We start from the raw sequence: 26,170 nt of genomic DNA on the forward strand, positions 1-26,170 counted from the left end.
AGCGTGAGAAGGAGAGGGAAAAGGATGTCGATGCGTTTTACTTTTTGGATTATGGTTGGAATTGTAGCAATCTCGGGTTTATCACAAGGGATGCTCTTACCTGCCATTGCAATGATTTTTGAACAAGAAGGGGTTAGTTCAAGTGTTAATGGGATTCATGCGACGGCATTATACATTGGGATATTAGTTATTTCACCGTTTCTTGAAAAACCGATGCAAAAGTTTGGAATGAAGCCAATTATCGTTATTGGTGGGTTTCTCGTTATTATTTCTTTATTCTTTTTTACAAAAACTTTTTCATTTTGGGTATGGTTCGTACTTAGATTTCTAGTTGGAGTCGGAGATCATATGCTTCATGTGGGAACACAAACATGGATTACGACAACATCAGACCCGAGTAAAATAGGTAGACAAGTATCGATATACGGTGTATTCTTCGGAATTGGTTTTGCTGTTGGTCCGTATTTAGCAAGCACTGTGCAGTACGGTCTTGCAACGCCGTTTATTATATCTACTATACTTTGTTTAATAGGTTGGCTCCTATTACTTCCAACGAAAAATGCATTCCCAGCGCAAGATGAAAGAGAAGTGAAGAGCGAATCATCATTTTCTCGTTATAAACAAGTTGTTGGATTAGGATGGATTGCGCTACTGGGACCACTTGCATATGGCGTACTGGAAGCAATGTTAAACAGTAACTTACCAGTATACGCGCTTCGTAAAGGATGGTCTGTTTCAGAAGTATCCTTCTTATTACCAGCATTTGCAGTTGGGGGCATTATTACACAAATTCCGCTCGGGATATTGAGTGATAAATACGGAAGGGACCGTATTTTAACGTGGACGTTCAGCATAAGTACGGGCATTTTCTTGCTGGCAGCCGTATTTGATCAATATTACTGGATCGTCTTTGCCTGCATGTTGTTAGCGGGTATGGTCATTGGATCGTGCTTCTCTTTAGGGCTTGGATTTATGACAGATTTATTACCGAGACACTTATTGCCAGCAGGTAATATATTATCTGGAATCGCCTTTAGTTTAGGAAGTATACTGGGACCTGTATTAGGAGGCGTATTTATAGAAAAAATACAGTATACAAGCTTTTTTATTGCGGTTATGATTATAATAGGAATTCTCGCAATGGTATATATGATCTACATGAAGAATCAATTCGCATCAAGAAAAATAGAAAGTAGGTTAGGGCATGACAAAACAACCTAATAAAAAGAAATTTGAAGTACTTGAAAATGAAACAATTACAGACTGTTTAGCGCGCATGGAACAAGAAGGATACGCACCGTCTCGTCGTATGGAAGAGCCAATCTTTCATGAAGTGAAGAAAGATGGCAAAACAGAAGTTGAACCGTGCGGTAGAAAAATTGTTTTTGAAGGGAAATTGAAGTAATCCGAATAGCAAATTCTCTTTATAGTATAGAGCCACCCAATTCATTTGAGTTGGGTGGCTTTTTTTAACTGACTAATGAAAGACTAGGCTAAACGATCTTCATTTGTAAAGGTAGTATAGATAGGAATTAACTACATAAAATTGAAGAAAAATGCGAAAGCTTTTTATAAAATATGGAAATGTTAAAACCCCTTTGATAAAATAGCAATATGCAAAAATAATTATTTATAAATTCTCAATGTAATGAATATTCATGTTTAAATATACGAATTTAACTACATAGTTATTGTGCTAAAGGGGGAGAAAGATGTTAGATGAATTGTACAATGCTTTTTTAAATGCATCGGGTTTTACAGAAAGCGCGAGGAAACGAGATCAGTATGATACATTACATGATTATTTAAAAGATCAAGAAAGAGAGTTAAAACGATTCATTCAAGAGGCTGAATCAGCGAAGAGAGATTATGAGAGTAAAAGTAATGGTTTAGAAGCTAATAAAATTCCGGCAGTTGAATTTGAACAAAAACGTCATGAAAAGGATGAAGACTTAAATACAGTATTATCCTATTTTAAAAGTGCATTAAGCGATGTTGGATCTGCGATAGGTACAGCTTATGCAAAGTATTTGGAATATAAAGCGAAAGCAGAAGCGGAAAAAGCGTCAGCATATGCTGCAGCGACCAGAGCTTTCGAAGAAAAGAAAAAGGAAATTGAAAAACTTATCCATTAAGTATACAAAGAATGGAGGGAACTAACATGAGTGGCAAAGAGGTTGAAATTATAGGAAGTAACACTGCAAGTGCCATTTCTTACGCACAAAACATAGAGAACGGCATGAAAGATTCTTTAAATCAAGCGAAAAACTTAAAAGCATACGTTACATGTGCGAAATGGAATGGAAAAACGAGAGATGCCTTTTTAAGTTATCTTGATTTAATCATTCAATATAACTCAGAAATGGTAGAGGCATTTGAAGGACATACGAAAGCTTTGAAAGAGTTAGAGAAAAGTATTCAAACGTATGGCGATATATCGGAAGTAAGGGCGATAAAAAAATTGTGATGGAGAAATGAGGAATAAAAGAATGGGGAAAGAAATGATTTTTGCACCTGCTGAATTATATGTTCTCGCAGGTGCAGCTGGGGTTACCGATATATTTGGATTGCCAAACCGTGACGTAATTATTTTACTTGATGAAGAATGTGTTACGAAAGCAACTGCGAGTTTAAAAGAAAAAGGCTTACTTACAAGTGAAAATGGAATTACCCCCGCAGCTTTTCAAATGATTGAGCTATTAAAAGAATATGAAAATTGTCATGAATACACGAGAATGAATAATGTATTAATTGGCTTTTTAAAAGAGGATAAAGACCGAGTGGCTGTATTAACAGAAATAGAGCCAAATAAAAAATACGAGATCGACTACATACCAAAACCAGACGTATATTTTTCCTTATTAACACGCATTCCTTTCTTATTGAGAGAACCGAGGGAAATAGAAGATACATTTTTCTCAAAGAGAATGACCGAAACAGAACAACAAACATTTGAGGAAAAAGATTTATCAAATAAAGACGTTATAGCGATGGAAACGTATACGAGGCCTCGGAGTAATAGAGGAGGAAAATGGGAATGTTTCTTATATTTCACTGAAGGAGAAGATTTCGTTCAAATAGATGTAGAACGTAATCGATATGACTGGGTGAGCCTCTATGCGGTGAATAAGAAATTGTATGACGTGTTAAAAATGCCGTATAAAAAATTAATTGACCCGAGACAATTCTCGTTAGGAGGTATTGAATAATGCAAGTATCAATGGGAGATGGTGGTTCTGGTGGTGGAGAAGAAGTATTAGTTAATTTTCAAGAACTACTTGATATAGTAATGAAATTAGAAGATATATATAAAATCCATTTAGACGTTATTGGAACGAATATTGAGAGTTTATTAAGCAGTGATTTTTATCAAAAAGGTGAAGCGATGAGAGTAATTGAAAAATACCCTGATATATTACACAAAACACTTGAATTGTCTGAACACTATTTGAGGTCGGCGAAAGTTGTAGGAAATGTATGCGTGGAAATGCTTGAAAAGGACGAACAATTACGTGAAATATTAAGTAAGTTGTAGAAATCACCATACGGCAGGGGGATGAAAACGAAATGGATGTGAAATATAGACCTGAACCATGGCAAGACATGGGAGATGGTATGAATCGAATTACAAAAGATACACTCATAAAATTACGGCGCGCAAATGAATTATTAAAAAAAATTGATGGAAGAATACGAGATTTAGACTCAGATGGTAGTATACATTTTAACCCAAAAGATCAATCGCAAAAAATCGGGGAATTACTCGAGAGCTATTCGACATTACAAAAATATTGCGGAGAAGCAGGGCGATTGGTGTCTGAACATATAGATAAACCTTTTTTAGTAGAAATGGATAAATTCGCTCAAAAAATGAGAGATACATCTATTCTTAGTTTCGAAACAAATAACCGAATTGGCTCTACAACAACGACAGTATTACCAGATGCGCACGCGGGATACGGAAGTGTACCGCAAACAATAAAAACAAAAAAAGATAAAATAACAGTAGAAGATATTTTTAAAGATTCACCCGCATTTGATAACGTACTTAAAGAGGAATACAAAGAACTAAAAAAACAAAATCCAGATGCAAAACTAAATTATGAAGAATACAAGAAAGTAGTCCCATCGACACGAGGATTTGAATACAAATCGATAGAAGATGAACAGAAAAAACTAGAAATGGTGCGAGACATAGGAATAGGCGTAGGAATCATCATCACAACAATCCTTTGTCCACCACTCGGGGCCGCTGCCGCAGTAGTATACGGAGCTGTACAAATTAAAAGTGGTATCGACGGAGAAGACTGGGGAACACATAGGAAATTGAGCCAAGAAGAGCGGGTAGGAAACATCATTTTTGGCGGATTAGACGCAATCCCAGTTGTTGGAGCAGTAGGAAAAGGAGTAAAAGCATTCAAAGGCACGAGTGAATTAGCTGATTTAGCGAAATTATTAAAATTCAAAGAAGGAATGCCTGGTTTTAATCCAAATTTGGGTAAAAATGTGGTACAATCGCTTAAGGAAAATAATCTATTAAAAAATTTAAAAATACAAGGTTGGAAAACCGTAGATAAAATTAATGATGCAGACTACTTCATTAAAGGTCTAGTGGCAAAAGGTGTGGACTCCGTAACCCCATTCGCTAAAGGTGTAGAAATAATGCCAGATGGAAGTGTCGTTAGATCTGGAACGAACTATAGCGGAAAATTCCAAGAAGCCCATGATGCCTCAAAGGCGAGTATTCAGAGTAAGATCTCGAATTTGGAGAGTGGTGGGGTTAAGGGTACGGGGGATATTGGAACACCGCCTCGATATGGTGATAGGCAAATATCAGACGAAGAATATGATATGTTAAGAAGTCAGACACCAACACAGAAATTGAGAGATAAAGTAAATGAGGGTCACGATAAAAAATCAGTAACCCAAGATGAAGCCATTCCTGGGAAAACATTTAAGGGTGCATTGGAAGCTGATCATATTGTTTCGATGGATAGAATTGCTAGGATGGATGGCTTTGGGAATTTAACAGAAGCCCAAAAACTTGAAGTTTTAAATAACCCAGAAAACTTTACAGGATTAAGTAAATCTGCAAACACTTCAAAGCAATCTAAATCATTTGAAGAATGGACACACTATAAGAAGGGGAAACCGGGAGAAATCGAGGTTAACCCGAAGTTTAGGGAAAAAATGATGGTTATAGAAAAAGAACTTGAAAGAAAGATACAGAAACAAATTGACGACTTTAATAAACAAAGAAAAATGGGAGATGAATAGTAGATGGATCAAAAACTTAATTATTTAAAAAGGTACAATAAAAATGTTCGAATATTAACAATCGATGAAATTAGTAGACTGAATGATAATGAGATACCAATTGAATGGAGAGAACTGTTTTATAATGACGATATTAAAGGGAGAATTGATTTACTTCTGAACATATGGAGGGAAAATGTAGGGACTGAATTACGGAATACAATCTCTTACCTAAATAAGCATCTAACAAATATTGAAATTATGAATGTAGAAGGGGCTTATTCGATTTTATACACAATAAGAAATTCCAAAGGAGACATATTATATTACGAAGGGTGTAATCCTCAAAAGGGACAAAAAAATATAGAATTAGAGGATGCATGGGATAAAATACCTGCTTCAATTCGAAGTTTTTATGAAAATGTTCATGATGGATTTTATTACTATGCGAGTGAATCAATGGGCTTAGTTCCACTTGAATCAGTAACATATCTTGGGGACGAGGATATTGAATGGAGTATTATTGATGATTTAGAAGAGCCTATAAAAATCAACCTAGATTCATCGTTTGGCTTTTTCACTAATGGTATGGGGAGTTACGTAGCTATAGATTACAATAATTGTATTGATAACACTGCTACCTTTTGGTCTGCAAAATTAAAGCCCAAATATAATATCAGTTTTTGGAGTTATGTAGATGAGTGGATTGTAATTGGCTTTGAAGCGTAACTAGGTAAAGGTGTTTTTATTATAGTATTTGTCCACGATAACGACAAAGATCTTGGTGATAAAGATTGGACTATTGAAAAAAGAATAGTGACGGATTAATGTTACTTATAAAACAGATGAACTTAAAGCACTTGATTGTCGACTAAAGGCAACAAGTGTTTTTTTTATAGATAGGTATGCTTTGAATGTATAAAAATTATTTTTATGAATTAGGGAAAAAAGAAATTACTAGTATTATATAATTGAAATTAAACTAGCAAAAGTTGCGGACTCCGTAACCCCATTCGTTAAAGGTGTAGAAATACTACCAGATGGAAGTGTCGTTAGATCTGGAACGAACTATAGCGAGAAATTCCAAGAAGCCCATGATGCCTCAAAGGCGAGTATTCAGAGTAGGATCTCGAATTTGGAGAGTGGTGGGGTTAAGGGTACGGGTAAAACCGTAAGTGATTATCTTGATGATATAATTGTGAATGGGAATGTCGATGCCGCTAAGATGAATAAACTAAAAAATGCTATTCAAAATAATACTTTTAGTGTAGATGAGCTGTCTGAGATTAGTAAAAAGATGTCTGATTTAGGCATTACTAAAGAATATAATGAAGCATTAATTAAAATTGATTTTGGTAAGTACCTTAGAGGACTTATAGGTGACCCACCTGCTGCTATGATAAAACCACATGCACATCATATTTTATTTAAAAAAGGCCTTCGTCAGAAGCAACAAGAACTGGTTCGAGAAGGTCAAGAAATATTAAGAAGGTATGGAATAGATCCAATAATTGGTAAAGAAAACCTTGTTTGGGCACCAAATGCTGTAATAGGACAACATAGTTTTGATGCTTTGGAGAATGTCGTAACTCGATTAAGGGCTGTTGAATTTGAGGGTGGTGAGCTTGACGATATCGTTGAAGCTCTTGAAGAATTAGGTGAATTAGCTAGCAGAAGATAATTGAATTTAAGGAGGATATGTTTTGGATAAAAAAATTGTAAACAAAGTAATAAGGAATGCAATTAAATTGGGGGATACTAATGAAGTAAAACAATTAATAGGTGATGATAATGAAATTTTAAACACAATGACTTCATTTGGCACGTGGTTACATGTAGCTGCCAAGAAAGGACACCTTGAAATAGTTGAGTATCTAATTAATAAAGGTATAGATATTGATGCTAAAGGTGGTACATTTGATGCTTCTGCATTAAATTTAGCAGCAGGAGAGGGGCATTTGGAGATAGTAAAGTATTTAATAGAGACCGGCGCAGAATTAGATGTGAGCTTAGCGAAAAGAAATCCATTATTTGGAGCAATTTATGGTGGGCATAAAGAAGTAGTTGAGTTTCTAGTTGAAAAAGGAATAGATATTTCAATTAGATATACTGGAGAGAGTATTAAGAATTTGGATGCATATGAATATGCTAGAGAATTTGGGCAAACTGAAATTGCTGAATATTTAAAGCAGAAGATGGATGAAAAAAAATAAACTGTTAAAAAAGTAAATACTCTATGATGGTTGTACCATCATAGAGTATTACGTGCAATGATAGAATAGAAAACGAAGTATGAGCTTAGGTAAGATGACATTTTACTTGGTGGCGAATATAAACACATGGATTGTATATTAAACTAACGAACTCGTACAAACTCGTAAGTTTTAACGTAGTAGTTGTTACCACATATAAAAGGTGTCAAACTGTTACTACAAAACTTACAAATTTATGCTATTTAAAAATACATGAACTTAAAGCACTTGATTGTCGACTAAAGGCAATGAGTGCTTTTTTAATAGATAAGCATGCTATAAATTTATAAAAATTATTTTTGTGAATTAAGGCTAACCCAAATTACTGGTATTATATAATTGGAAATACATTAGCAAAAGGTGTGGACTCCGTAACCCCATTCGTTAAAGGTGTAGAAATACTGCCAGATGGAAGTGTCGTTAGATCTGGAACGAACTATAGCGGGAAATTCCAAGAAGCCCATGATGCCTCAAAGGCGAGTATTCAGAGTAGGATCTCGAATTTGGAGAGTGGTGGGGTTAAGGGTACGGGTAATATTGGTAAGGGAGCCAGTGGGGCTAATGAATTCGATGATATCTTAATTGATTCATACAAAAATCTGAGGAAAAATAAAGAAATTTCAGGTCAAGCACATCATTTGAATCAAGATGCTGCTTTTAGAGACTATATTCCAACAAATGACGGACTTTCTGTAAAATTGGAAGGAAATATATTTAAAGATATAGATAGCCCCCATTACAATGCTCATAAAAGTTTAGAAGATTTTTGGAATATTTACAGGAAAAATGGAGATCTAGCAGGGCTTAAGCCTAATTTAACAGACTATAACAATGCATTGAGAGATTCTTTAATTAATGCAGGGTTATCAGAAGCACAAGTAAACAAAGCAGTTTCAGAAGCGATCAAGCAACAAATAAATGCTGGTCTTTTGGCTGATGATTTCGTACCTAGAATACCGGGGAGAATTAATTTACCAAAACCAAAACCAAAACCAAAACCAAAACCAAAACCAAAACCAAAACCAAAACCAAAACCTTGATGGAGGAAGTAAAGTGAGATTAGAAAATGAAGTCGTGAAGTCTTTATGTAGAATTGATTTTTTATCACACACTAGAAAATTAGAAATTGATTTTGAGATAGTACCAACTTTAAAATTGGCTAGTAAAAGTATTAATCAATTAAAGTGGGAGAACCTTTGTTTAGATAAAATAGGAGATGTTACTTCACATTTATCAAAGAATTATAAAGAAATGTATAATAAAAATTGGAATAATTTAGCGATGGATATAAAGAAGGAAATTATTCCTATTGTTGATGAAAAATTGTCTGTTCTGATTAGTGAAGGACAACTTTTAGAAAACATGAAAAGTCAAATTTTATTTGATATAATGAATATCGCACTATATAAAAGTTATTCTTTAGTATGCGAGTCTGAATTTTATAATTGTTTATACGAAATATATATAAATGGTTATATTCCATGTGGGTGGACTGGAGAATATCCTAAAGGAAATATAAAAGTTATATGATAAGGAGTGAAGTTTTTTGGAAGAAAATAAAGATTTCCTTAATGAATGTATGAATGTTATAAATACTACCATATATAAGGTTTTTAAAATAGACATCAATGATGAACAAGAAAAGCAAATCTTAGGTGCATACCTTTTTGGAATGTTTAATGGATTAGGACACGAAAAAAATATTAAACCTGTTGACATACAAGGTGCTATGATTCAGATTTTAAACGAAAAACTAAATTATTCTTTAGAGTCTGCTGTTCAATTTAGCCAGTTTCTTATTAATTCCACAGATAAAAATTTCCATCCTACTATGTTTGCTATTATTCATAGAGGATTGGAAGGATATTTCATGTATAAAGATGGTAGAAATGAAGAATTATCACGAGATTTTCATGATATTATTGAAGTTGTTAAAACAGCAACTTAAATTAGAATTAAGATAGTATGTGCTATTTCACTAGATTCTATGAGCGAAGGAGAAAGATTTTTAAAGAATAAAGTGAAATGGCTAAAGCAAGTGATGGGCATGTTAAACTAGAAAGCGGTCGAGATAATTCAAAGCCAATTATTATAGTGAAAGTTTCTTGAGAACTTATTCGGAAACAGGGTACGATGCACATGAAAATAAAAATGACATTTATAGTGGTTACTGGAGTTTTGAAAGTGGAGCAATCGTAAAAATTTTAAAATTAGATGACTCAACTTTGAAAGATACTTCGTACTACCCTTATGATATGGTGCATTACCAAGAAAAATAAATGTAAGAATCCGCAGTGATAAACTTTTACACTGTGGATTTTTTTGTCCATTTAATCGTTTTATTAAGGGTGAAAAAAGTTCATTTTGTTAATCCAATAGGTAAACATGGTGATATAGGTTCTACTACAGCACATAATGAGTTGTTAAAAATTATTGATAGTTCTCTAGATTATAGTACATTTAAAAGAAGATTAAAAAATTGAGCACATTATAGATTGGAAGATGGAATAAATTCATTACCTGAAGGCTTAAGATAATTGATGTTACTATAATTTGTATATAGGGGGATTCATTATGGAAAATCCAGGCGTAATGTCTTTATGGATAGGTAATTTTAGAACTAAGCAAAGCCTAAAAGAATATGTTGAGATTAAGTTTGATGAAGTTGGGGATAGAACTCAATCTAAATTCATGAGAGACTTTAATCTTGATTTTATTGATTATAACCAAGATTTATTAGAGAGCACCTTGATAGAGGACTCCACTACATCGTTGACTACCCTTTTAAGTGGTTCCTCTTACGAAACGGAAATTTTATCACAATTTGTGGAACATTACGGGGAAGAATTGCCAGAAATCTATGATTCTGTTATTAGATTATATGATTTTGAGTACGATGGAGATATAGATGAAGTTAAATTTAAAAGTGGAAATTTAATTTATATGGGGTCAGTTGTATATGAGGAATGGGATGAATAGTTTGTGATTTAGTGAAGGACAACTTTTATAAAATATGAAAGGTCAAATTTTATATGATATTTATGGTTATATTCCATGTGGATGGACTAGAGAATATCCTAAAGGAAATATAAAAGTTATATGATAAGGAGTGAAGTTTTTTGGAAGAAAATAAAGATTTCCTTAAAGTAAAGTTAACACATTAAATAGGGAGTTTAAATGGAGCAATATTTAAAATATTTTAAATTACATAATAAAGTTCCGAGTGAACTCATTGAAAAGTATAAAAATATAGTCCCTAAAAAAATAATAGATTTATGGCAGGTTATTTTATAAAAGTGAACTAAGATGAAGGAAGAGATGTTAAAATATTTTGAACAATCTATAGAAGTATGGCATGGATTTAATAACTCATTTAAGGTACCATGGAATGAGGCATTTATACCGACTATATATGAAAATGAATGAGTTGGAGGTTGATGAATTATGAATCTTAGTTTTGAATATACTTTTAAACAAATTAAAATAGAAGATATAGAGAGTTTTGAAAAAAATAATGGATTAAAATTACCAGATGATTATAAGAGTTTTTTATTAAAGGATAATGGTGGTAAATCTAATAGAAGGAGATTTAGTACGAAAGATGATGTGGTTACGTCATCAATTATGATATTCTTTCCACTATCAGAGGAAACAGAAAATAATCTGCAAAATTCTTTAAATTATTATATCAAGGGGAATAAATTACCCTCTAAATTTATTCCGATAGGGAAAGACCCGGCTGATAACATTATATGCATATCAATCCATGGTAGCGATATAGGTAGTGTTTATCACTGCCATACATACCATATAGATGATGAAGGAGAATTAGAACCAAAATTTATTAGAAAAATAGCTTCTAGTTTCACAGAATTTGTTAATGAACTTTCTGAAAAATAGAATTGCATTATTAGCGAGTAAATATGTAAAATATCCAAATTAACTAGCTTTAGTTGGACTATTGAAAAAAAAGAATAGTGATGGATTGATGTTACTTATAAAACATATGAAATTAAAGCACTTAATTGTTATTTTGGACAACAAGTGCTTTTTTCATAAATGTATTTAAACTTAATGAATAATGCGCGGTATATATTAATAAAAGAAAATAAATTGTTAATATTATATAATTGAAATTAGAAGAGCAAAAGGTGTGGATTATACCAAAGAGTATTCTTTGAGAAATGATTTATTAACTCTTATGGAGGAGTGTGAATATGAAAGTTAATAATTCTGACTATGGAGGTTTTATTGTTTCTAAGAATGTTGTAGCCGGAAAACCAATACGTTATACATTTAGAGAAAAATCAGAAGTTCCTCAATTAAATGGGTGGACTATTTACTCTTCAGAAGATAATGATGAATATGTAAGTGATTCTAGTAATTTTCAAGTTTTAGGAGCAAACTCTGTATTAGAAATAGCCCCAGTTATGTTAGAAATTTTTGATGCTCCCTATGGAACAGACCTATGTTGGTTGTATAAAGAAGGTGTTCATGTAGGGTTTTATGATTTGATAAGTGAAGATGAGAAAGATATTGGTCAAATTGTAAAAGGAAATTGATGCTATTTTGTGAGTTCCTTGATCACTAACAAAAATACATTTCCAATAAGAAAAGTCAACAGCGACGTTAGGAGAACGAAATGGTCTGTTGACTTTTTTTTATAGTGTCATTTCATGACAAGATTTATTTATCATCTTCGTTTAAGTTAATGGTTTCTTTGTTTTTACGAACTTCAAGGATAGCTTTTCTCATGTCTCGTTCGATTCGTTGCTTGTAAAGAAGTTCTGTAAATGCTCTAAAGTATTCATTACCACTTCCAACATGCACTCGAATCAATCTAAATAAAAAGCTCGCCTTTTTCAATCGTATTTTTTCAACAAAAACCGACATTCGCTCGTAAATCCTCAATAATATTAATTTCATCGGCAATACCATTGATATTATAGTTTGTCCGCTTAATATTCTAAGATTACAATGAGACTAGATAAAAGTTTATATATTAAGCCAGATGATATACAGTTTAAAAAGTGTACAAGGATATGAAAAGAGGAAATTGAAAAAGGTAAAGTGCAAAGAGAACTTTTTACTCCACAATAGCTTGATCAGATTGAAAAGGGAAGAGCTAGAATAAAGGAGGTTACTTGGCGCCATCATCAGGTTCCTGGAAAGATGTAATTAGTATTAGAAGATATTCATGGGGCAGTTAACCATATTGGTGGAAATAAATGATGGGGAGAGGGTATGAGATGAGAAAAGATTTAGAGTGGGAATATGCTGATGCAGAAGTATCAGAAACTAAGATTAAAGAAATTGGATTACAATTAGGCTTCCAGTTACCTCAAGATTATATTGAGTGTGTAAAAATAAATGGAGGTGCGAGTGTATTACCAGAAGAATTTAATGTAGGCAATGTAGAGCGTTGCTTTGGCAGTTTATTTAGTTTTGATGAGGAAAGTAGTGAGTACATTGTTAAAAAGTATGAAATATACAAGCTTACGCTTCCGCAAAATGTATTCCCTATTGCAATTGATCCAGCTGGAAATTTAATTTGTTTAGATTATAAAAATAATACAGAAAACCCAATTGTAGTTTTTTGGGAACATGAGAATGCTGGCGAGAAAGAAATGTTAATGCATCAAGAAGGTTTAACAGAAGCACAAGTAGAAGAACTAGCAAGAGAAAATATATTTTACATTGCAGATACATTTACTGATTTTTTAAGTGAATTACATGATTAAAAATATAATGATGAATGAAAAATAAAGTTTATGTGAAGTGGATAAAAAAATAATAGGATATTTGAACTATATACTCCATGATGGTTGTACCATCATGGAGTATTATGTGTAATGATAGAATAGAAAAAGAGGTACGAGCTTTGGCGAGATGACATTTTATTGGGGGCTGAATATAAACACATGGAATGTATATGAAACTAACGAACTCGTACAAACTCGTAAGTTTTAACGTAGTAGTTGTTACCACATATAAAAGGTGGAAGAGAAATTATGCTAAGGGATAAAATCAAAAATGATATATATTTTAACGAATTTATCGATTATGAGGAAAAGAGAATAGAAAAGTTTTTAATATTGGTTGAAAAGGTTATTGAGGAAAGAGGCAAAGATGATAAAGGTGTAAAGAATGGATATATAGCGTTACAAGGGTATCATTTTAATAAATTAAGGGCAATGTACTCGGCAGGTTGTTCTATTCAAACTATTCGTGATTTTTTACCTGAAGTAATAAATATAATGGAAAAAGTGTGGAATAAAGAAAGTGGATATATACGTATGTTATGGATGATATCTATAGCAGTAATGCTCAATGTTGAAGATAAGGAATTTAATAGACTAATAGCGATGGTAAGGAAAGAAGGATTAAATGATTATTTGATTAATTATTTTATTGCTTTTAGAAATAGTGAGCCATCAGATTTTTATGATCAGAGTGAGTTTTATGTAAAATATCCATATTTAAAATTAAAAGAAGTAATTGAGAGTAATAAAATTTCACAAGAGAATTCTATAAAAAATTTAGGGGAATATATAAAGGAATATTGGTATAAGGGACATTCAGAAGAAGCATGGTACGATGCACATGAAAATAAACATGACATTTATAGTGGTTACTGGAGTTTTGAAAGTGGAGCAATCGCTAAAATTTTAAAATTAGATGACTCAACCTTGAAAGATAGTTCATATTACCCTTATGATATGCTGCATTGCCAAGAAAAATAAATGTTAGAATCCACAGTGATAAACTTTTATACTGTGGATTTTTTAAATTTTTGTTTAAGTACCTACTAAGGGTACGTGTGAAGTAAAGGACCTACATAACGTTCCGCGAATTGATGAAATGGAAGTAAACTGTAATTATAAAACTAAATTAGATTCAGAAGAATTTGCAAGACAGTTAAAGGATCAAGAAAAAGGTATGAATGCATTAAATGTATATGAGTACCAGCAAAATCGGAAGCGATTTATTGATGAAGGTAGAGCAATAGGAGGAAATGTAGCACAACAAGCAGCAGGAGAAAGAGCATTAAGAGATAAATTGAATAAGGATTAACACTTAAAGAAGTGAATGAATGAAAACTCAAGCGGTCTTATATAATCCAGGTCAAGTCGCTGGGGAGATTTAGTATTTATGTTCTCAATGGAGGATTGAATAAATGTTCTAGATGAACAAATTTGAAAAATATCTTCGAGCGTGAATGAAGAGCAATTGAAGGAATTTGAAATGATATCGGAGGTTTCTAAATTTGGAAGATAAAATATTAAATGAAGAATACGTTATGAATAATGGCGAGAAGTTTGGAGAGGATTTATCCTTTTTATGTTTGTTATTTGATGAGAACGCACAATATTTGGAAGTCTAAGTCCAAGCCCATCGACTTAAGATTTTTATAACAACCCATTCTAAAAATCACATATATTTTTGTTTCGGGATGAATAAGGATAAATTTGGAATAAAGGTATACAAAGGGGGATTCTCTACAACCGTAATACATGTTATCATATTATTAAAATCCCTAAAATTTCCTTTAAGAGCAAAAATGAGCTTATATTTGTTTATTTATTTTATGTTACAGTTCCATATGGTAGTCAATTAAAAAACTTTTAAATAGGAGTATACATAATGAAAGCAAAGAAACTCGTAATGTTAGCAATTCCAGTTATGTTATTAGTAGGTTGTGGGACAGATAAAGTAGACTCAAAAGCGAAGGATAAAGTAGAGTCTAAAGCAGAAACAAAAGAGAAGTTATCGAAAGACATTTATCCAGTACGTATGACTAGCTTATCATCTGAGTTAATGGGAAAAATCACGAATATAGTAGAAGTAGCAATGAATAAAGAAAAGGATGAGAAAACTTTAAAGAAAGAAGTCCTAAAACAAGAATCTGAGTTACAAACAATCATTGCTAAATTTGATAAGATTGAACCACCAAAAGAGTATGCAAAATCACATAAAGATTTACTAAAAGCAGTTGATTGTTATAGTAAAGCTTACTCAAAACAAGCTAAGTATTTTAAAGCAAATGAGAAGGATATAGACCCTGATAAGAAACAGGAAATCACAGAGTTAATCGAACGAGGTAATAAGTATTGGATATCAGGATTCCAACCTGTCCAAGACGAAACATCTAGAGTAGGCGCTGTGAATGCAAATAAAGCTGTAAAGGATAAGCAGAGTGCATTGGGGGATACAGACTCTGACACGATAAAAAGAACAGATGATGCTCCTAAGTCAAACGATGTATCTAATTTAGAAGAAGTTACGAAGTATAAGCAAGACATTATAGACAGTTCGAATGCAATTGCAGATACAATGCACTTAATTGAAGGAATAGCAGGTTCAGACATCAAGGCTTATGTACAGAAGAAAAGTGAAATCCAACTAAGTGTAGGTGGAGCAAAAGCAAATGCTAAGAAACTAAAGAACTTAAAAGCCCCTTCAGGATTTGAGGGAGAACAAAACGAGATAAAACAATCCATGCAATATTATGAAGATGCTTTCCAACTTCTATTTGATGCAATAGAGCAAGAAGACCAAGCTAAACTTCATGAGTCAATGGGTAAGACACATATAGGTGCAAAGATATTTGATGAAGCAACAAAGGGTATTGCAGATAAATCAAAACAATAAAGGGAATATGTAAATGAAACGTAAATTGTTATCTTTAGTTGTTCCAATCATGTCATTGTCAGGAATAGCTTGTTCTAGCAAAGACATTGCAGAAGAAAAGAAGACTGATAGTTTGCAAGTAGCTGTAGATTATCAACTACCCCCACTGAGATGAAACATTTCAGTGGGGGCTTGAGTTAGGACGCTAGGTCTTTTCGTCTATCGCTAGGAAGTTTGACGCTCTAGCATTCATGCCACCTTATGGTAACGCCCCAAGTATGTTTTTGGTTGGTACTAGAAACGAACGATTGTTTCGAAAAACGGCAGCCCTGTTGTGATAATATCAAGTGATAAACCCGATTTAAATGGGATTCCTCCTCAACCAAGACTTTGGGGAAGAATAGTGAAATTTATTATACTGATCCAAGTAGTGGTAAAGTGACTCACATATGGAACTATAATCCGATTCTACCTGGTGGAGGTCAGGTTATGGCTGTACCCTCAAAGCTACATCCAGGGTTAGGATGGATTCATAATGCTGAGAAAAGCGCAGGAGTTTTGGGAAATGACCAAAAATATGCTGAACTATTAGAAAAGTAAGGGTGATTATTTTGGTAATGAAGGATGCTATGAGCAAATATTTTAATTTAAGAAAAGAATATTTTGATAAAGGGTTAGATTTTTTATTTAAAACGCCATATAACGAAGAAGTGGCTTCATTTATATATATAAGGGTGAAATGGATGATGAAGAAGAAATTTCATGGAAACCTATTGAAAAAAATAATAAGAATGATTTAACGACGATTGAGGAAAAATTTGGAATTAAATTGCACACTTCAATTGATGATTATTTTAATTCTTATTGGTTTGCTGATTTAGATGGATTTATTGGTAATCATTATATTAGGCTAGAACCTGTATTACCAAATATTGAATTGGATTCCTTCGAAAGTAATTTAGAAGGGTATAAAAATAATCATAATAAGGTTGATAAGACTCCAATAGGTGTAGAGGGGAACGGTTTGATAGTTGTGTTAGATAATGTAAGTGGTAAGGTTGAATTGGAGAATTTTGAACGAGGTTCGTTTAAAGTGATTTCGGATAGTCTAGATGAGTTAATTTCTAATTTAAAGTTACAAAAATAATATACTAAGAACATTTATATGAAAAAATGTCTGATATGAAGTGTAGACCGAGTGTTAGATACAATTGGACTGCAGTATTTTATAGAAAGATGTGATTAAGATCAAGCTAAGACCTACAAAATTTATGCTATTTAAAAAACATATGAAATTAATGCACTTGATTGTCTACGAAAGGCAACAAGTGCATTTTTTATACATAGGCATGTTATAATTTTATTAGGGGATTATTTAGACTATATAAATAATTTAAATTCAATTCAATGAATAGAAACGATAGATAACATCATAGCAGGATTTGAAAATGTAGAAACTACCTAATCTCAACAGACAGATCCTTATGATCCTAATGAAGAAAAAAATATATATGAGTACATTGTGGATTATTGCAATAGACATATATAGGATAGGAGAAAATATGGCAGTTATAGATTTGGATCAGATAGATGCAATTGGAGTAGAAGGTAAAAACCTAAAGTTGTTAATAATAGACTATCTAGACTGGGAATATGAAGACATGCATCTAGACGTACTACAAGAAAAAATTAATCATTACTTAATATATATTGAAGATAAGCAGTACTTTAAAGATTACGGAGACAACTTTGAGAAAAAAATAATTGATATACATTTCCAACATAGTGTTTCGGAAAATGGATTGAAATTTCTGGATGTAGTTTCCAGTCAGCTAAGTAATACTGACATTTTCATCGATATTCACTTACCAGAAGAATAATTCTTTATTGAGGAGTGATTTCTAATATGAAAGAGGTTATGAAAGACTATTTCGGAAGATTTATAGATAAATGGATGGAGTACAACAACTCATTACCGCAAATAGCATGGAATGAAGATGTAGATGAATTTATATATTTGGGTGAAGAAGATGAATATGGATATATTTGTTGGAAACCAATGGAGAAGGGAGTGGAATTTTCCTTCGATGAAATTGAAAGTCAATATAACGTTCAGTTACATGATTCATTGAAGCAGTATTTCACTTCGTATTGGTTTTTAGAACTAACAGGATGGATTTCTTCTTATAATATTAATTTGCATCCGGTTATTCCAGGGATTGAACCAGATTATTTTATTTCACTTGTCAAAGACTATGCAGAATCTAAAAATGATATTTTTAAGTATATCCCAACTGGTTATGAATCAAATGGGATGTTAATAGTGTTAGACAACAATACAGGTGAAATTTTAGTTGAGGATTTTGAATTAAATGAGTATAAAAAAATAACTAATAGCTTAGAAAACCTCATTTCACAATTGAAATTTAGGTATAAAAAATAGAAATGCATACCAACAGACAGCAAGAAAAAGAGCGTTAAGAGATAAAATTGATAAGCTATTTGAACAAGGGTTAACACCTAAAGAAGCGAATGAAAACTCAAACAGTCTTACATAATTTAGATCAAGTTGCTGGGGAGATTTAGTATTTATGTTCTTAATGAAGGTATTGAATAAAGTGAAACTGGGGGTTTTGTTCATCCCCACTGATTAAAGTTTCACTTTATGAAAAGGTATTTGAGGTGTATAAAATGGGAGGATGGCCCTGTGGATGGAAAGGTGAGTACCCCGAAGGGAAAATGATTGTCTACTTACCAAATGAAAAATGAAGGCTTACATACCGACATACTTTATAAATTTAATGAACTCTATTGTGAAACGATTATAGAGAGATGACAGGCAATACGTTTAAATATCTTGATAGTTCAGGAGGGATTATTAAATGATTAATCTATCTAATATTCCAGATTTGATAGAAAAGTCGGCAGCGAGTGATATTGAAATTCAAGCAGTAGAAAATCGCATGAATGTTACATTACCTAATGTATATAAGGAATTATTGAGATGTACAAATGGCTTTTCAATAGGTGGTGGGTTACTTATTTATGGTACGGAGCATATTGCAGAAAGGAACGAGGTTTGGGAAGTAGATGAGTATGCGAGGGGGTATGTCTCAATTGGTGATGACGGTGGGGGTAATGTATTTTTAATGGCTCAACATGCAGAGGAAAAAGAGGTGGTAGTAATTGATTCTGGGGACATGAATCCAAGCCATGCTACTGTAATTACCGCTGATTTTAAAAAATGGGTGAATAGTGGTTGTGTAAGTGAAATAGAACAGAAAACGATAAATAAGTCGTCTGATATATGTAATATAGTGTTAGTGAAAACTCCTAGTGAAGGTTTGAAAGATTTAATAAGAATAAAGAACGTATTAGAGCTTGAGATTTCCGCAATTGATTTGCTAAAGGGTTCAAAAAATCTTCCTTATATAATAGTAGAGAGATTTCCATACGGTAAGGCGAAAAAACTCATTGAAAAATTAGCAATTGATAGTACTATACTGAGTATAGAAACGACTGGAAAAAACAGTTAATATCAGAGGGTAACTTTCATACGAATAGAGAAATCGATATGAATCCAAGGGAGTAAATAGGGAGAGTTAAAAATGATTATAAATGATGCAGTTTTTGGTGAGATTGAGTATACATATGGATGGGTTAAGGACATTAACGTTGAATTTTGTGGAAAAGAAGTTGAAATAGCATTGATAGTGAAAGGTGAAGAAGACGGTAAGTTTGATGAAGGACAATATACTGCTTATAATTCATTATTGCAAAATTGGGAACAATTGCAGCAAGTTTTTTTACAAGTGATTTTAGACTATTACAAGCAAGAGCGTCAACAATTAGGGTATGATATTGGATTTAATGAAAATTATCCGTATATCGAAACAATTGACCAATTACTTAGGAGGATCACATTAGTTGGAATTGTAGTCCCATATGGAGATATTCATGAAGAGCGAGATATTGGGATAACTTTCGATTGTACGTGGGATACAGAGAATGGATTAGGAATACGTTTACTAAATGAAAAAGTAACTGAAGTGGGGTATCAAGACGTTGCTATTTGAATTTTAATCTAAGGAGTGAAAAAGTAATATGAAAGAATTTGAGGAAAGGTTTAGTGAATTGCAAGCTGATATGATATCTATATGTTTGGAATATGTTGAAGATAGAGCGGATAAAGTGTACGTTTATGCTTCGCGTGAGGAAGGCATTATTTCGGGAAGTTTCTTTTATTGCATTAACAATAAATATGTAAAATGTCACAAAGTAAATGATGCATTGGAAGATGGAGACGGAAGATATGATGTGTCTATCAAAAGACAGTCTATAGTATTGCGCATTATATGTGAAGATATTGAGAAAATTGAAGAATTATGCAAAGGGTATGAGCGTGACATGCCAACTGAGATGAAATTAATATATGATGTTCATAGTGGCAAGTTTAAAGCTCAATATAAGTATGATTTAGTATATACGAATGATGAAGTTAAAACAGCTAGCCATATTGCTGATGAATGGTTTGAGGAAGTGAAAAATAATAACCTTTAAAAGGGGTACAGTAATAGTTATATCTTAGTTAAATAGATAATGAGTGGGAGTAGAAAATGGAGAAATCAGTATTAGAAAAAATAGAATTAATTAAGGATATTTTAGGTAATGATCCATTTTGTTTGCTTATTGGTGAAATTATAGAGGTAGAAAAAACGGATGAAAAATTAGAAGAAGGCCCTTTGAAAGATTATAATTTTATTATAAAAAAATATGAAATGTTGAACGGTGGAGTAATTACTATATATGGTCATCTAAAACGCGAAAGTATTCAATTTTATACGGAGGACATGCCAGGTGGTGCTGATAAGTGGATTTGTATAGGGAAAATTCAAAGATATCCATTGTTTATTAATAAGATGAATGGAGAAGTTTCTTGTTTGTATGGAGATTTAATTAATCAAAATTTTATTATTGAGTCATATGGTGATTTTAATAATTTCTTACAACATTATTATGTAGGAAAAAGATATTGTGAATTAGGTAATAAGTTTGTTCAATTTGGAGGAATTAGTGAAACCGTAGGAAGCAAAGAGGATGATTGGTATCAGTTATTAGAAAGTAATGGTTTATTATGATAGATTAATTGAACGTATTATGAACATAATGATGTGAAAATATGTGGAAAATTATAATAATGATGTTATAAAAAGGTGGAGAAGTCAATGGATTTTAATGAGGGAATATCAACTTTATATAAAATGCGTTTTCTAGAGAATGAAGGGGATGATATTGAAGTTTTTGAGAGTATTCTCAATGAATTAGCGAATAAAGGGACAAATGATATAATTCCTGATCTTTGTATAATTTTTGATGATGATATTGCTGAGCCATCAGCGGGTGACTACCTTATTGAAACGATTTTTTATATTGCTGAACATTCCGGGCGAGAGGAAGGGCTATACAAATTAGCTATTAGTATTCCTAAAATGTTACCTCATGCAGAATTCTGGGCGGAAAGAATTCATCGGACACTTTTACATTCAAAAGATTTAGTCGTATCGTATATGAATGTTTTAGAAAATATAAATAGTTCAACAAAGCAAATAATTAAAGGGATTCTTCTTGAGATAAAAGAGGACGACCCAGATTTATATTTAGAAAAAGTAAATTCAATCTTAGAGAAATTGTGATAAGGGGATACTATGGAAAAGATAAGTGATTTTATATGTTTCGAAAAGCCGTCGCAAGAGATTGTTGAAAAGTATACAGGTAAAGTTCCTGAACAAATAATAGATTTATGGAAACAATATGGATTTGGAAGTATATTAAACGGATATTTAAGGTTCATAAACCCAGAAGAATATTTAGATATATTAAAGGAAAGTTATATCCGTTATGAAGAGGCTATCCCGGTTTTTACAACAGGTATGGGAGATATTCTTGTGTGGGAAAATAACTATTTATTATTACTTAAGTATCGAAAAGGTACGGTAGATGTAGCAGGTGGAAAATTTAAGTTTTTCTTTAAAAATATGAAAGATGACTATTTTCTAGAGAAAGTATTGGATTGGATGCCTTACAAGCAGGCAATACACAGGTACGGAAGTCTTGAAATTGATGAATGTTTTGGTTACACACCGTTACTTCAATTAGGTGGATTAGAAAAAGTAGAAAACTTACAAAAGGTTAAACTTATCGAGCATGTTTATTTAATTAATCAATTTATGGGCCCAATAGAATAATGATGGTACGTATTGTTATATTTATGAATACAGTGACGCGTTTTATATTGAAAATAAAACAAGCATAGCCACGCCCTAAGTTTAGCAAGGTGTTATGCTCGTTTTAGGTTATAAGATTAAATAACTTTATTGCATTTTTACAATTTTGGGTAATACTTCGATAGTTAGGAAAGATTCTAATCTTCTTCCTCTTGGGCTAATGATAAAGAGATATCATCACGTACAACAGACAGCTTCTTCTTTTCTCCATTTGGATACACAATACTCCATAAAGCATATCCATTGTAACGATCTGTGTAATTTTCATCACCTTTAACATAATTTACTGCCGCAATGGCAGCAGCTGAAGGACTACTATATTCTTTCCCTTCAAAAAGGATTTTGCCACTTGTTAAGTCGATTTCTGCTTTTGTTATGGAACCTCCATAAGTAGCCTCTAGGTATTTTTCGTCTTCGTTTAGTCGTGAATATACCTCTTTCCAAGAAATGTTTGATTTACGAATCGGAGAAGACGTTTTGACCTTTCTTTCTTCAGGTGTCTCATTTTTCACTGCATCGAATATCTCATCTAATACGTCCTTATATTTATCATATATAGCTACACACAACTCATCGTTTACTCTTGCCATCGGTTTATTCACTCCTTTATAGACCATGCGAAGATTATGGATATATTCCTCTAAAATATTTTTATTTGCTGTTGTAATTTTTGGGTGATTCACACAAGGCAATATAACAAAATCATATAGCCCCTGATAATCAATTTGAATAAATTCGGGACATTTAGGTTTTATCGTGGCATCTGGAGACAAAAAGACCTTTAGTTCATACTGATACGATTCCTCCATCTGTTTTAAGATTTTCGTATAGGTTTCAGTCTGGTCTTTGTTTTCTCTTGCCAATACCTTATTTTCCACAATGATTCTCATCGAATCATTTGTCATATATAAATCAAATCGAGCCCGCAATTCCTGGTTTGTTTCTGGAATAACTACAGACTCGGCTACCTCAGTTGCCACTTCTAATTCCTCTAGTTTAAGTGATGGATCCGATTCGATTAAAGCAAAATTAAAACCGGTTTTCTTACTTGATATATTTTCCTCACTAATATAGTAGAGAAAACGCTTCAGTGGGAAAGTACCTAAATTCAATGAAGACATTGGCGAAAGTAACCAACTGATAAAAGAACTATGCATCGTTTCGCGGTGTCCAAAACCCAATAATTGAAACAAGCTTTCTTTTTCAAAAGATTCTTGTAAGCGCAAGAAATCAGGATCGCTAATTAACTTATTCAATTGGGTTTTCAACTCTTTTTCATTTCTTATCATCTTTTAACCTCCAAATCTTAGTAGATATAAATATCGTAAACTAAAGTTACTGTAATAATTAAATTTTTTATAAAAATAATAAAAAATACGAAACTTTACTCCAAGTGTATAATCAATATTTACCCTGCTATTTGTAGGTAGTAAAACTCCATCTCAAAATTCAGCTAGTGCAAAGAAGTGAGGTGAGAGTCAGGCTGCTCGTAAAAACTCGATTAGTAAGTAAAGGCTAATAATTGGTGTGGAATGAACAAAAACTTACTAACTAAAGTTTTACTTTATTTTAAACCTACAATCATCAAGTGGTTGATCGCTTTATGTCACAACGAATTATTGGTAAAACCTTATAATCAAAATTTAAAAAAATTAAATAAAATGTTAAAGTATGTAATTATTTGTTTTATAATGGAATTGTGGTTTGGTAAGAATATTTTAAATGTTTGTAATGTAAATCAAACAGGAGGGTGTAAATATGGGGAGGAAATATGTAATTAGGATTCTAGCTTTACTCTCTATCATATCTCTTTTCTTTAACTTAATGTTACCAAAGGCTAGCGCAGAAATTGAAAAGATTCCATCATTGAAAACAACAGCTACAAACAAAGCTGATGGCGGAAAAAAGATGCATGCAAAGGAGTCTATCACGATCCAAGACAAAGTAGAGTACACTAACTTAGTTGTTGGTAAAGAGTACACTGTAAAAGGTAAACTAATGAACAAAGTTATTAACAAGCCATTATTAATTGATGGAAAAGAAGTAACAGCTGAGACTAAGTTTACAGCAAAAGAAACGAATGGTTTTGTAACATTAGACTTTCCTTTCGTTGGTGCAGAACAACAAGGAAGAGAAGTGGTAGTGTTTGAAGAACTATATGAAAATGGTGTTTTAGTGGCAACCCATGCTGACATTAATGATGTAGGGCAAACAGTTCGATTTGTAGAACCGACAATAAAAACAACAGCAACAAACAAAGCAGATGGTGGAAAAGAGATGCATGCAAAAGATTCCATCACGATTCAAGATAAAGTAGAATACAAAGATTTAATCGTAGGGAAAGAATATGTTGTAAAAGGTAAACTAATGAACAAAGTTACGAACAAACCATTATTAATTGATGGAAAGGAAGTAACAGCTGAGACTAAGTTTACAGCAAAAGAAAAGAACGGTTTTGTAACATTAGACTTTCCTTTCGTTGGTGCAGAGCAGCAAGGAAGAGAAGTGGTAGTATTTGAAGAGGTATATCAAGACGGTGTTTTAGTGGCAATTCAATCTGACATTAACGATGTGGGGCAAACGGTTCGATTTGTAGAACCAACAATCAAAACAACAGCGACAAACAAAGCAGACGGTGGAAAAGAGATGCATGCAAAAGATTCCATCACGATCCAAAATAAAGTGGAATATAAAGATTTTATTGTAGGTAAAGAATATGTTGTAAAAGGTAAATTAATGAACAAAGTAATGAACAAACCATTATTAATAGATGGAAAGGGAGTAACAGCTGAGACTAAGTTTACAGCAAAAGAAAAGAATGGTTTTGTAACATTAGACTTTCCTTTCGTAGGTGCAGAACAAAAAGGAAGAGAAGTAGTAGTGTTTGAAGAGGTATATCAAGATGGCGTTTTAGTGGCAATTCAATCTGATATTAACGATGTAGGGCAAACAGTTCGATTCGTAGAACCAACAATAAAAACAACAGCAACAAACAAAGCAGATGGTGGAAAAGAGATGTATGCAAACGAATCTGTCACGATCCAAGATAAAGTGGAATACAAAGACTTAATCGTAGGAAAAGAATATGTAGCAAAAGGTAAACTAATGGATAAAGCAACAAAGAAACCTTTACTAGTTGATGGTAAAGAAGTAGCAGTAGAATCTAAGTTTACGGCAAAAGAGAAGAATGGTTCTATCACACTTGATTTCACATTTAATGCTTCTAAACTACAAGGTAAAGAAGTAGTAGTATTTGAAAAACTATATCAAGATGATATTTTAGTAGCAATCAATGTTGACATTGAAGATGCGGACCATACAGTGAAGTTTAAAGTGGAAAAATTAGGAAAACCGCAGCAGGAAAAGCCGCAATTAGATCAACCTAAAACAGGGAAAACGTCAAAATCTGGAACATTACCAGCTACAGGTGGAAATACGTCCTTTATGTGGTTCTCAGTCGGAGCCGGTCTTTTGTTATTAACTCTTGGAGCAATATTATTTATGAAACGTAGAAATGCATAATAATTAATTAGTCTTTTAGACAGAAGGTATGGATAGGAAATATAGTCATAAAGAAGGGCTCTCTTTTGATTCGTTTTTTCAAAAGAGGGTCTTTTCTTAGTAATATGCTGGTTGGTAAACGAAATGTGACTAAGGAATATATGTATAGAACTAGATACAAGTAATAGTTGAGGAAAGGCCATTGTTGGAGTGGTGAAAAATAGAAATAAAATTTATGATAATTAA

At 32.6% G+C, this 26,170-nt stretch carries 33 protein-coding genes and 3 pseudogenes; 34 read left to right on the top strand and 2 right to left on the bottom strand.

All coding sequences use genetic code 11. The annotated features are described in order from the left end of the window. Nucleotides 1–24: 24 nt before the first annotated feature. From DN389_RS11885 to DN389_RS11980, 18 genes and pseudogenes are all read left to right on the top strand, one after another. A complete protein-coding gene (locus DN389_RS11885; protein WP_149237170.1) occupies nt 25–1,221 on the top strand; it encodes an MFS transporter in 1,197 nt (398 codons plus the stop codon). Further along, entirely contained in the window at nt 1,205–1,405 is a 201-nt protein-coding gene (locus tag DN389_RS11890) for an NETI motif-containing protein (RefSeq protein WP_000166302.1), read from the top strand. Before DN389_RS11885 ends, DN389_RS11890 begins: the two co-directional genes overlap by 17 nt. A 307-nt stretch (nt 1,406–1,712) precedes the next feature. After that, entirely contained in the window at nt 1,713–2,135 is a 423-nt protein-coding gene (locus tag DN389_RS11895) for a hypothetical protein (protein WP_048544630.1), read from the top strand. 26 nt (nt 2,136–2,161) lie between these two features. Further along, nucleotides 2,162–2,467: a WXG100 family type VII secretion target gene (locus DN389_RS11900; protein WP_000014540.1), complete on the top strand. Its 306-nt coding sequence runs from the start codon at nt 2,162–2,164 to the stop codon at nt 2,465–2,467. A gap of 22 nt (nt 2,468–2,489) precedes the next feature. Further along, the gene (locus tag DN389_RS11905; RefSeq protein WP_060487705.1) at nt 2,490–3,209 is read left to right on the top strand and encodes a DUF5081 family protein; all 720 of its coding nucleotides are present in this window, start codon (nt 2,490–2,492) and stop codon (nt 3,207–3,209) included. Continuing rightward, the gene (locus tag DN389_RS11910; protein WP_060487704.1) at nt 3,209–3,535 is read left to right on the top strand and encodes a hypothetical protein; all 327 of its coding nucleotides are present in this window, start codon (nt 3,209–3,211) and stop codon (nt 3,533–3,535) included. Before DN389_RS11905 ends, DN389_RS11910 begins: the two co-directional genes overlap by 1 nt. 32 nt (nt 3,536–3,567) lie before the next feature. Beyond that, nucleotides 3,568–5,277 carry a hypothetical protein gene (locus tag DN389_RS11915; protein ID WP_098190671.1) on the top strand — a complete coding sequence of 570 codons (1,710 nt, stop codon included), beginning with the start codon at nt 3,568–3,570 and terminating at the stop codon, nt 5,275–5,277. A 3-nt stretch (nt 5,278–5,280) separates the two neighbouring features. Continuing rightward, on the top strand, nt 5,281–5,985 hold the full coding sequence (locus tag DN389_RS11920) for an SMI1/KNR4 family protein (RefSeq protein WP_098096483.1): 705 nt from the start codon (nt 5,281–5,283) through the stop codon (nt 5,983–5,985). Nucleotides 5,986–6,223: 238 nt separating this feature from the next. Beyond that, nucleotides 6,224–6,937 (top strand): AHH domain-containing protein, encoded by a 714-nt coding sequence (locus DN389_RS28750; protein ID WP_149237171.1) that lies wholly within the window; start codon nt 6,224–6,226, stop codon nt 6,935–6,937. Nucleotides 6,938–6,959: 22 nt separating this feature from the next. Continuing rightward, nucleotides 6,960–7,469 (top strand): ankyrin repeat domain-containing protein, encoded by a 510-nt coding sequence (locus DN389_RS11930; protein ID WP_098190669.1) that lies wholly within the window; start codon nt 6,960–6,962, stop codon nt 7,467–7,469. A 137-nt stretch (nt 7,470–7,606) separates the two neighbouring features. After that, nucleotides 7,607–7,798: a hypothetical protein gene (locus DN389_RS28755; RefSeq protein ID WP_079998551.1), complete on the top strand. Its 192-nt coding sequence runs from the start codon at nt 7,607–7,609 to the stop codon at nt 7,796–7,798. A gap of 72 nt (nt 7,799–7,870) precedes the next feature. Further along, nucleotides 7,871–8,548: a type IV secretion protein Rhs gene (locus DN389_RS28645; RefSeq protein ID WP_149237172.1), complete on the top strand. Its 678-nt coding sequence runs from the start codon at nt 7,871–7,873 to the stop codon at nt 8,546–8,548. Between the two features lie 13 nt (nt 8,549–8,561). Further along, nucleotides 8,562–9,038: a hypothetical protein gene (locus DN389_RS11945; RefSeq protein ID WP_016134982.1), complete on the top strand. Its 477-nt coding sequence runs from the start codon at nt 8,562–8,564 to the stop codon at nt 9,036–9,038. A gap of 16 nt (nt 9,039–9,054) precedes the next feature. Further along, entirely contained in the window at nt 9,055–9,456 is a 402-nt protein-coding gene (gene imm48, locus DN389_RS11950; RefSeq protein ID WP_098296146.1) for an Imm48 family immunity protein, read from the top strand. A 130-nt stretch (nt 9,457–9,586) separates the two neighbouring features. Continuing rightward, nucleotides 9,587–9,787 (top strand): annotated as a pseudogene (locus DN389_RS11955) (PoNe immunity protein domain-containing protein); the annotation flags it as partial. Between the two features lie 295 nt (nt 9,788–10,082). Beyond that, nucleotides 10,083–10,487, top strand: a complete 405-nt coding sequence (locus DN389_RS11965; protein ID WP_097994342.1) for an immunity 22 family protein — start codon at nt 10,083–10,085, stop codon at nt 10,485–10,487. Nucleotides 10,488–10,952: 465 nt separating this feature from the next. After that, entirely contained in the window at nt 10,953–11,408 is a 456-nt protein-coding gene (locus DN389_RS11970; RefSeq protein WP_080349639.1) for an SMI1/KNR4 family protein, read from the top strand. Nucleotides 11,409–11,725: 317 nt separating this feature from the next. Further along, the gene (locus DN389_RS11980; protein ID WP_149237173.1) at nt 11,726–12,070 is read left to right on the top strand and encodes a DUF2185 domain-containing protein; all 345 of its coding nucleotides are present in this window, start codon (nt 11,726–11,728) and stop codon (nt 12,068–12,070) included. A 124-nt stretch (nt 12,071–12,194) separates the two neighbouring features. Here the strand turns inward: DN389_RS11980 and DN389_RS11985 are convergent, their stop codons facing one another. Then, the gene (locus DN389_RS11985) at nt 12,195–12,401 is read right to left on the bottom strand and encodes a hypothetical protein (protein WP_149237174.1); all 207 of its coding nucleotides are present in this window, start codon (nt 12,399–12,401) and stop codon (nt 12,195–12,197) included. 356 nt (nt 12,402–12,757) lie between these two features. Between DN389_RS11985 and DN389_RS11990 the strand changes: the two genes are divergently transcribed. The 15 genes and pseudogenes from DN389_RS11990 to DN389_RS12055 all read left to right on the top strand — a co-directional run bounded on the left by DN389_RS11990 (nt 12,758) and on the right by DN389_RS12055 (nt 22,384). After that, complete coding sequence (locus DN389_RS11990; RefSeq protein ID WP_149237175.1) at nt 12,758–13,249, top strand: SMI1/KNR4 family protein; 492 nt, start codon at nt 12,758–12,760, stop codon at nt 13,247–13,249. 270 nt (nt 13,250–13,519) lie between these two features. Further along, on the top strand, nt 13,520–14,251 hold the full coding sequence (locus DN389_RS11995; protein ID WP_149237176.1) for a PoNe immunity protein domain-containing protein: 732 nt from the start codon (nt 13,520–13,522) through the stop codon (nt 14,249–14,251). A 118-nt stretch (nt 14,252–14,369) separates the two neighbouring features. Beyond that, nucleotides 14,370–14,582 (top strand): polymorphic toxin type 15 domain-containing protein, encoded by a 213-nt coding sequence (locus DN389_RS12000; RefSeq protein ID WP_098802421.1) that lies wholly within the window; start codon nt 14,370–14,372, stop codon nt 14,580–14,582. Nucleotides 14,583–15,152: 570 nt separating this feature from the next. Next, nucleotides 15,153–16,160 (top strand): DUF7018 domain-containing (lipo)protein, encoded by a 1,008-nt coding sequence (locus tag DN389_RS12005; protein WP_098098115.1) that lies wholly within the window; start codon nt 15,153–15,155, stop codon nt 16,158–16,160. Between the two features lie 13 nt (nt 16,161–16,173). Continuing rightward, complete coding sequence (locus DN389_RS28415; protein WP_170956729.1) at nt 16,174–16,314, top strand: hypothetical protein; 141 nt, start codon at nt 16,174–16,176, stop codon at nt 16,312–16,314. A 454-nt stretch (nt 16,315–16,768) separates the two neighbouring features. Continuing rightward, nucleotides 16,769–17,286: pseudogene (locus tag DN389_RS12015) on the top strand (SecY-interacting protein Syd). A gap of 415 nt (nt 17,287–17,701) precedes the next feature. Continuing rightward, nucleotides 17,702–18,019, top strand: a complete 318-nt coding sequence (locus DN389_RS12020; protein ID WP_098802422.1) for a DUF6572 domain-containing protein — start codon at nt 17,702–17,704, stop codon at nt 18,017–18,019. A 26-nt stretch (nt 18,020–18,045) separates the two neighbouring features. After that, nucleotides 18,046–18,582, top strand: a complete 537-nt coding sequence (locus DN389_RS12025; protein ID WP_098190664.1) for a SecY-interacting protein Syd — start codon at nt 18,046–18,048, stop codon at nt 18,580–18,582. 215 nt (nt 18,583–18,797) lie between these two features. Then, nucleotides 18,798–18,908, top strand: a pseudogene (locus tag DN389_RS29160) (cytoplasmic protein); the annotation flags it as partial. 113 nt (nt 18,909–19,021) lie between these two features. Beyond that, the gene (locus DN389_RS12030) at nt 19,022–19,675 is read left to right on the top strand and encodes an SMI1/KNR4 family protein (protein WP_098190663.1); all 654 of its coding nucleotides are present in this window, start codon (nt 19,022–19,024) and stop codon (nt 19,673–19,675) included. A gap of 72 nt (nt 19,676–19,747) precedes the next feature. Next, a complete protein-coding gene (locus DN389_RS12035; protein WP_144574967.1) occupies nt 19,748–20,215 on the top strand; it encodes a DUF2004 domain-containing protein in 468 nt (155 codons plus the stop codon). 28 nt (nt 20,216–20,243) lie between these two features. After that, nucleotides 20,244–20,699, top strand: coding sequence for an immunity protein YezG family protein (locus tag DN389_RS12040; protein ID WP_098190661.1), 456 nt, complete (start codon nt 20,244–20,246; stop codon nt 20,697–20,699). A gap of 56 nt (nt 20,700–20,755) precedes the next feature. Then, nucleotides 20,756–21,277 carry a hypothetical protein gene (locus tag DN389_RS12045; RefSeq protein ID WP_098190660.1) on the top strand — a complete coding sequence of 174 codons (522 nt, stop codon included), beginning with the start codon at nt 20,756–20,758 and terminating at the stop codon, nt 21,275–21,277. 87 nt (nt 21,278–21,364) lie between these two features. Next, the gene (locus DN389_RS12050) at nt 21,365–21,832 is read left to right on the top strand and encodes an Imm30 family immunity protein (RefSeq protein WP_098190659.1); all 468 of its coding nucleotides are present in this window, start codon (nt 21,365–21,367) and stop codon (nt 21,830–21,832) included. A gap of 12 nt (nt 21,833–21,844) precedes the next feature. Continuing rightward, the gene (locus tag DN389_RS12055) at nt 21,845–22,384 is read left to right on the top strand and encodes a T6SS immunity protein Tdi1 domain-containing protein (RefSeq protein WP_098190658.1); all 540 of its coding nucleotides are present in this window, start codon (nt 21,845–21,847) and stop codon (nt 22,382–22,384) included. Between the two features lie 176 nt (nt 22,385–22,560). Here DN389_RS12055 and DN389_RS12060 read toward each other — a convergent pair whose 3' ends face one another. Next, nucleotides 22,561–23,712, bottom strand: coding sequence for a PD-(D/E)XK nuclease family protein (locus DN389_RS12060; RefSeq protein ID WP_097915039.1), 1,152 nt, complete (start codon nt 23,710–23,712; stop codon nt 22,561–22,563). A 469-nt stretch (nt 23,713–24,181) separates the two neighbouring features. On the opposite strand from DN389_RS12060, the gene DN389_RS12065 reads away from it, so the two are divergent. Further along, nucleotides 24,182–25,945 (top strand): VaFE repeat-containing surface-anchored protein, encoded by a 1,764-nt coding sequence (locus DN389_RS12065; RefSeq protein WP_149237177.1) that lies wholly within the window; start codon nt 24,182–24,184, stop codon nt 25,943–25,945. Nucleotides 25,946–26,170: the final 225 nt, after the last annotated feature.

The sequence above is a fragment of the Bacillus sp. AY3-1 genome, assembly GCF_008368785.1.
GTDB classification, from domain to species: domain Bacteria; phylum Bacillota; class Bacilli; order Bacillales; family Bacillaceae_G; genus Bacillus_A; species Bacillus_A wiedmannii.

What these genes read in the sequence shown, in the direction of transcription:
- DN389_RS11885 (WP_149237170.1), top strand. Translation starts at nt 25, where the DNA reads ATGTCGATGCGTTTTACTTTTTGGATTATGGTTGGAATTGTAGCAATC.
- DN389_RS11890 (WP_000166302.1), top strand. Translation starts at nt 1,205, where the DNA reads ATGACAAAACAACCTAATAAAAAGAAATTTGAAGTACTTGAAAATGAA.
- DN389_RS11895 (WP_048544630.1), top strand. Translation starts at nt 1,713, where the DNA reads ATGTTAGATGAATTGTACAATGCTTTTTTAAATGCATCGGGTTTTACA.
- DN389_RS11900 (WP_000014540.1), top strand. Translation starts at nt 2,162, where the DNA reads ATGAGTGGCAAAGAGGTTGAAATTATAGGAAGTAACACTGCAAGTGCC.
- DN389_RS11905 (WP_060487705.1), top strand. Translation starts at nt 2,490, where the DNA reads ATGGGGAAAGAAATGATTTTTGCACCTGCTGAATTATATGTTCTCGCA.
- DN389_RS11910 (WP_060487704.1), top strand. Translation starts at nt 3,209, where the DNA reads ATGCAAGTATCAATGGGAGATGGTGGTTCTGGTGGTGGAGAAGAAGTA.
- DN389_RS11915 (WP_098190671.1), top strand. Translation starts at nt 3,568, where the DNA reads ATGGATGTGAAATATAGACCTGAACCATGGCAAGACATGGGAGATGGT.
- DN389_RS11920 (WP_098096483.1), top strand. Translation starts at nt 5,281, where the DNA reads ATGGATCAAAAACTTAATTATTTAAAAAGGTACAATAAAAATGTTCGA.
- DN389_RS11965 (WP_097994342.1), top strand. Translation starts at nt 10,083, where the DNA reads ATGGAAAATCCAGGCGTAATGTCTTTATGGATAGGTAATTTTAGAACT.
- DN389_RS11970 (WP_080349639.1), top strand. Translation starts at nt 10,953, where the DNA reads ATGAATCTTAGTTTTGAATATACTTTTAAACAAATTAAAATAGAAGAT.
- DN389_RS11980 (WP_149237173.1), top strand. Translation starts at nt 11,726, where the DNA reads ATGAAAGTTAATAATTCTGACTATGGAGGTTTTATTGTTTCTAAGAAT.
- DN389_RS11985 (WP_149237174.1), bottom strand. Translation starts at nt 12,401, where the DNA reads ATGTCGGTTTTTGTTGAAAAAATACGATTGAAAAAGGCGAGCTTTTTA.
- DN389_RS11990 (WP_149237175.1), top strand. Translation starts at nt 12,758, where the DNA reads ATGAGAAAAGATTTAGAGTGGGAATATGCTGATGCAGAAGTATCAGAA.
- DN389_RS11995 (WP_149237176.1), top strand. Translation starts at nt 13,520, where the DNA reads ATGCTAAGGGATAAAATCAAAAATGATATATATTTTAACGAATTTATC.
- DN389_RS12000 (WP_098802421.1), top strand. Translation starts at nt 14,370, where the DNA reads ATGGAAGTAAACTGTAATTATAAAACTAAATTAGATTCAGAAGAATTT.
- DN389_RS12005 (WP_098098115.1), top strand. Translation starts at nt 15,153, where the DNA reads ATGAAAGCAAAGAAACTCGTAATGTTAGCAATTCCAGTTATGTTATTA.
- DN389_RS28415 (WP_170956729.1), top strand. Translation starts at nt 16,174, where the DNA reads ATGAAACGTAAATTGTTATCTTTAGTTGTTCCAATCATGTCATTGTCA.
- DN389_RS12020 (WP_098802422.1), top strand. Translation starts at nt 17,702, where the DNA reads ATGGCAGTTATAGATTTGGATCAGATAGATGCAATTGGAGTAGAAGGT.
- DN389_RS12025 (WP_098190664.1), top strand. Translation starts at nt 18,046, where the DNA reads ATGAAAGAGGTTATGAAAGACTATTTCGGAAGATTTATAGATAAATGG.
- DN389_RS12030 (WP_098190663.1), top strand. Translation starts at nt 19,022, where the DNA reads ATGATTAATCTATCTAATATTCCAGATTTGATAGAAAAGTCGGCAGCG.
- DN389_RS12035 (WP_144574967.1), top strand. Translation starts at nt 19,748, where the DNA reads ATGATTATAAATGATGCAGTTTTTGGTGAGATTGAGTATACATATGGA.
- DN389_RS12040 (WP_098190661.1), top strand. Translation starts at nt 20,244, where the DNA reads ATGAAAGAATTTGAGGAAAGGTTTAGTGAATTGCAAGCTGATATGATA.
- DN389_RS12045 (WP_098190660.1), top strand. Translation starts at nt 20,756, where the DNA reads ATGGAGAAATCAGTATTAGAAAAAATAGAATTAATTAAGGATATTTTA.
- DN389_RS12050 (WP_098190659.1), top strand. Translation starts at nt 21,365, where the DNA reads ATGGATTTTAATGAGGGAATATCAACTTTATATAAAATGCGTTTTCTA.
- DN389_RS12055 (WP_098190658.1), top strand. Translation starts at nt 21,845, where the DNA reads ATGGAAAAGATAAGTGATTTTATATGTTTCGAAAAGCCGTCGCAAGAG.
- DN389_RS12060 (WP_097915039.1), bottom strand. Translation starts at nt 23,712, where the DNA reads ATGATAAGAAATGAAAAAGAGTTGAAAACCCAATTGAATAAGTTAATT.
- DN389_RS12065 (WP_149237177.1), top strand. Translation starts at nt 24,182, where the DNA reads ATGGGGAGGAAATATGTAATTAGGATTCTAGCTTTACTCTCTATCATA.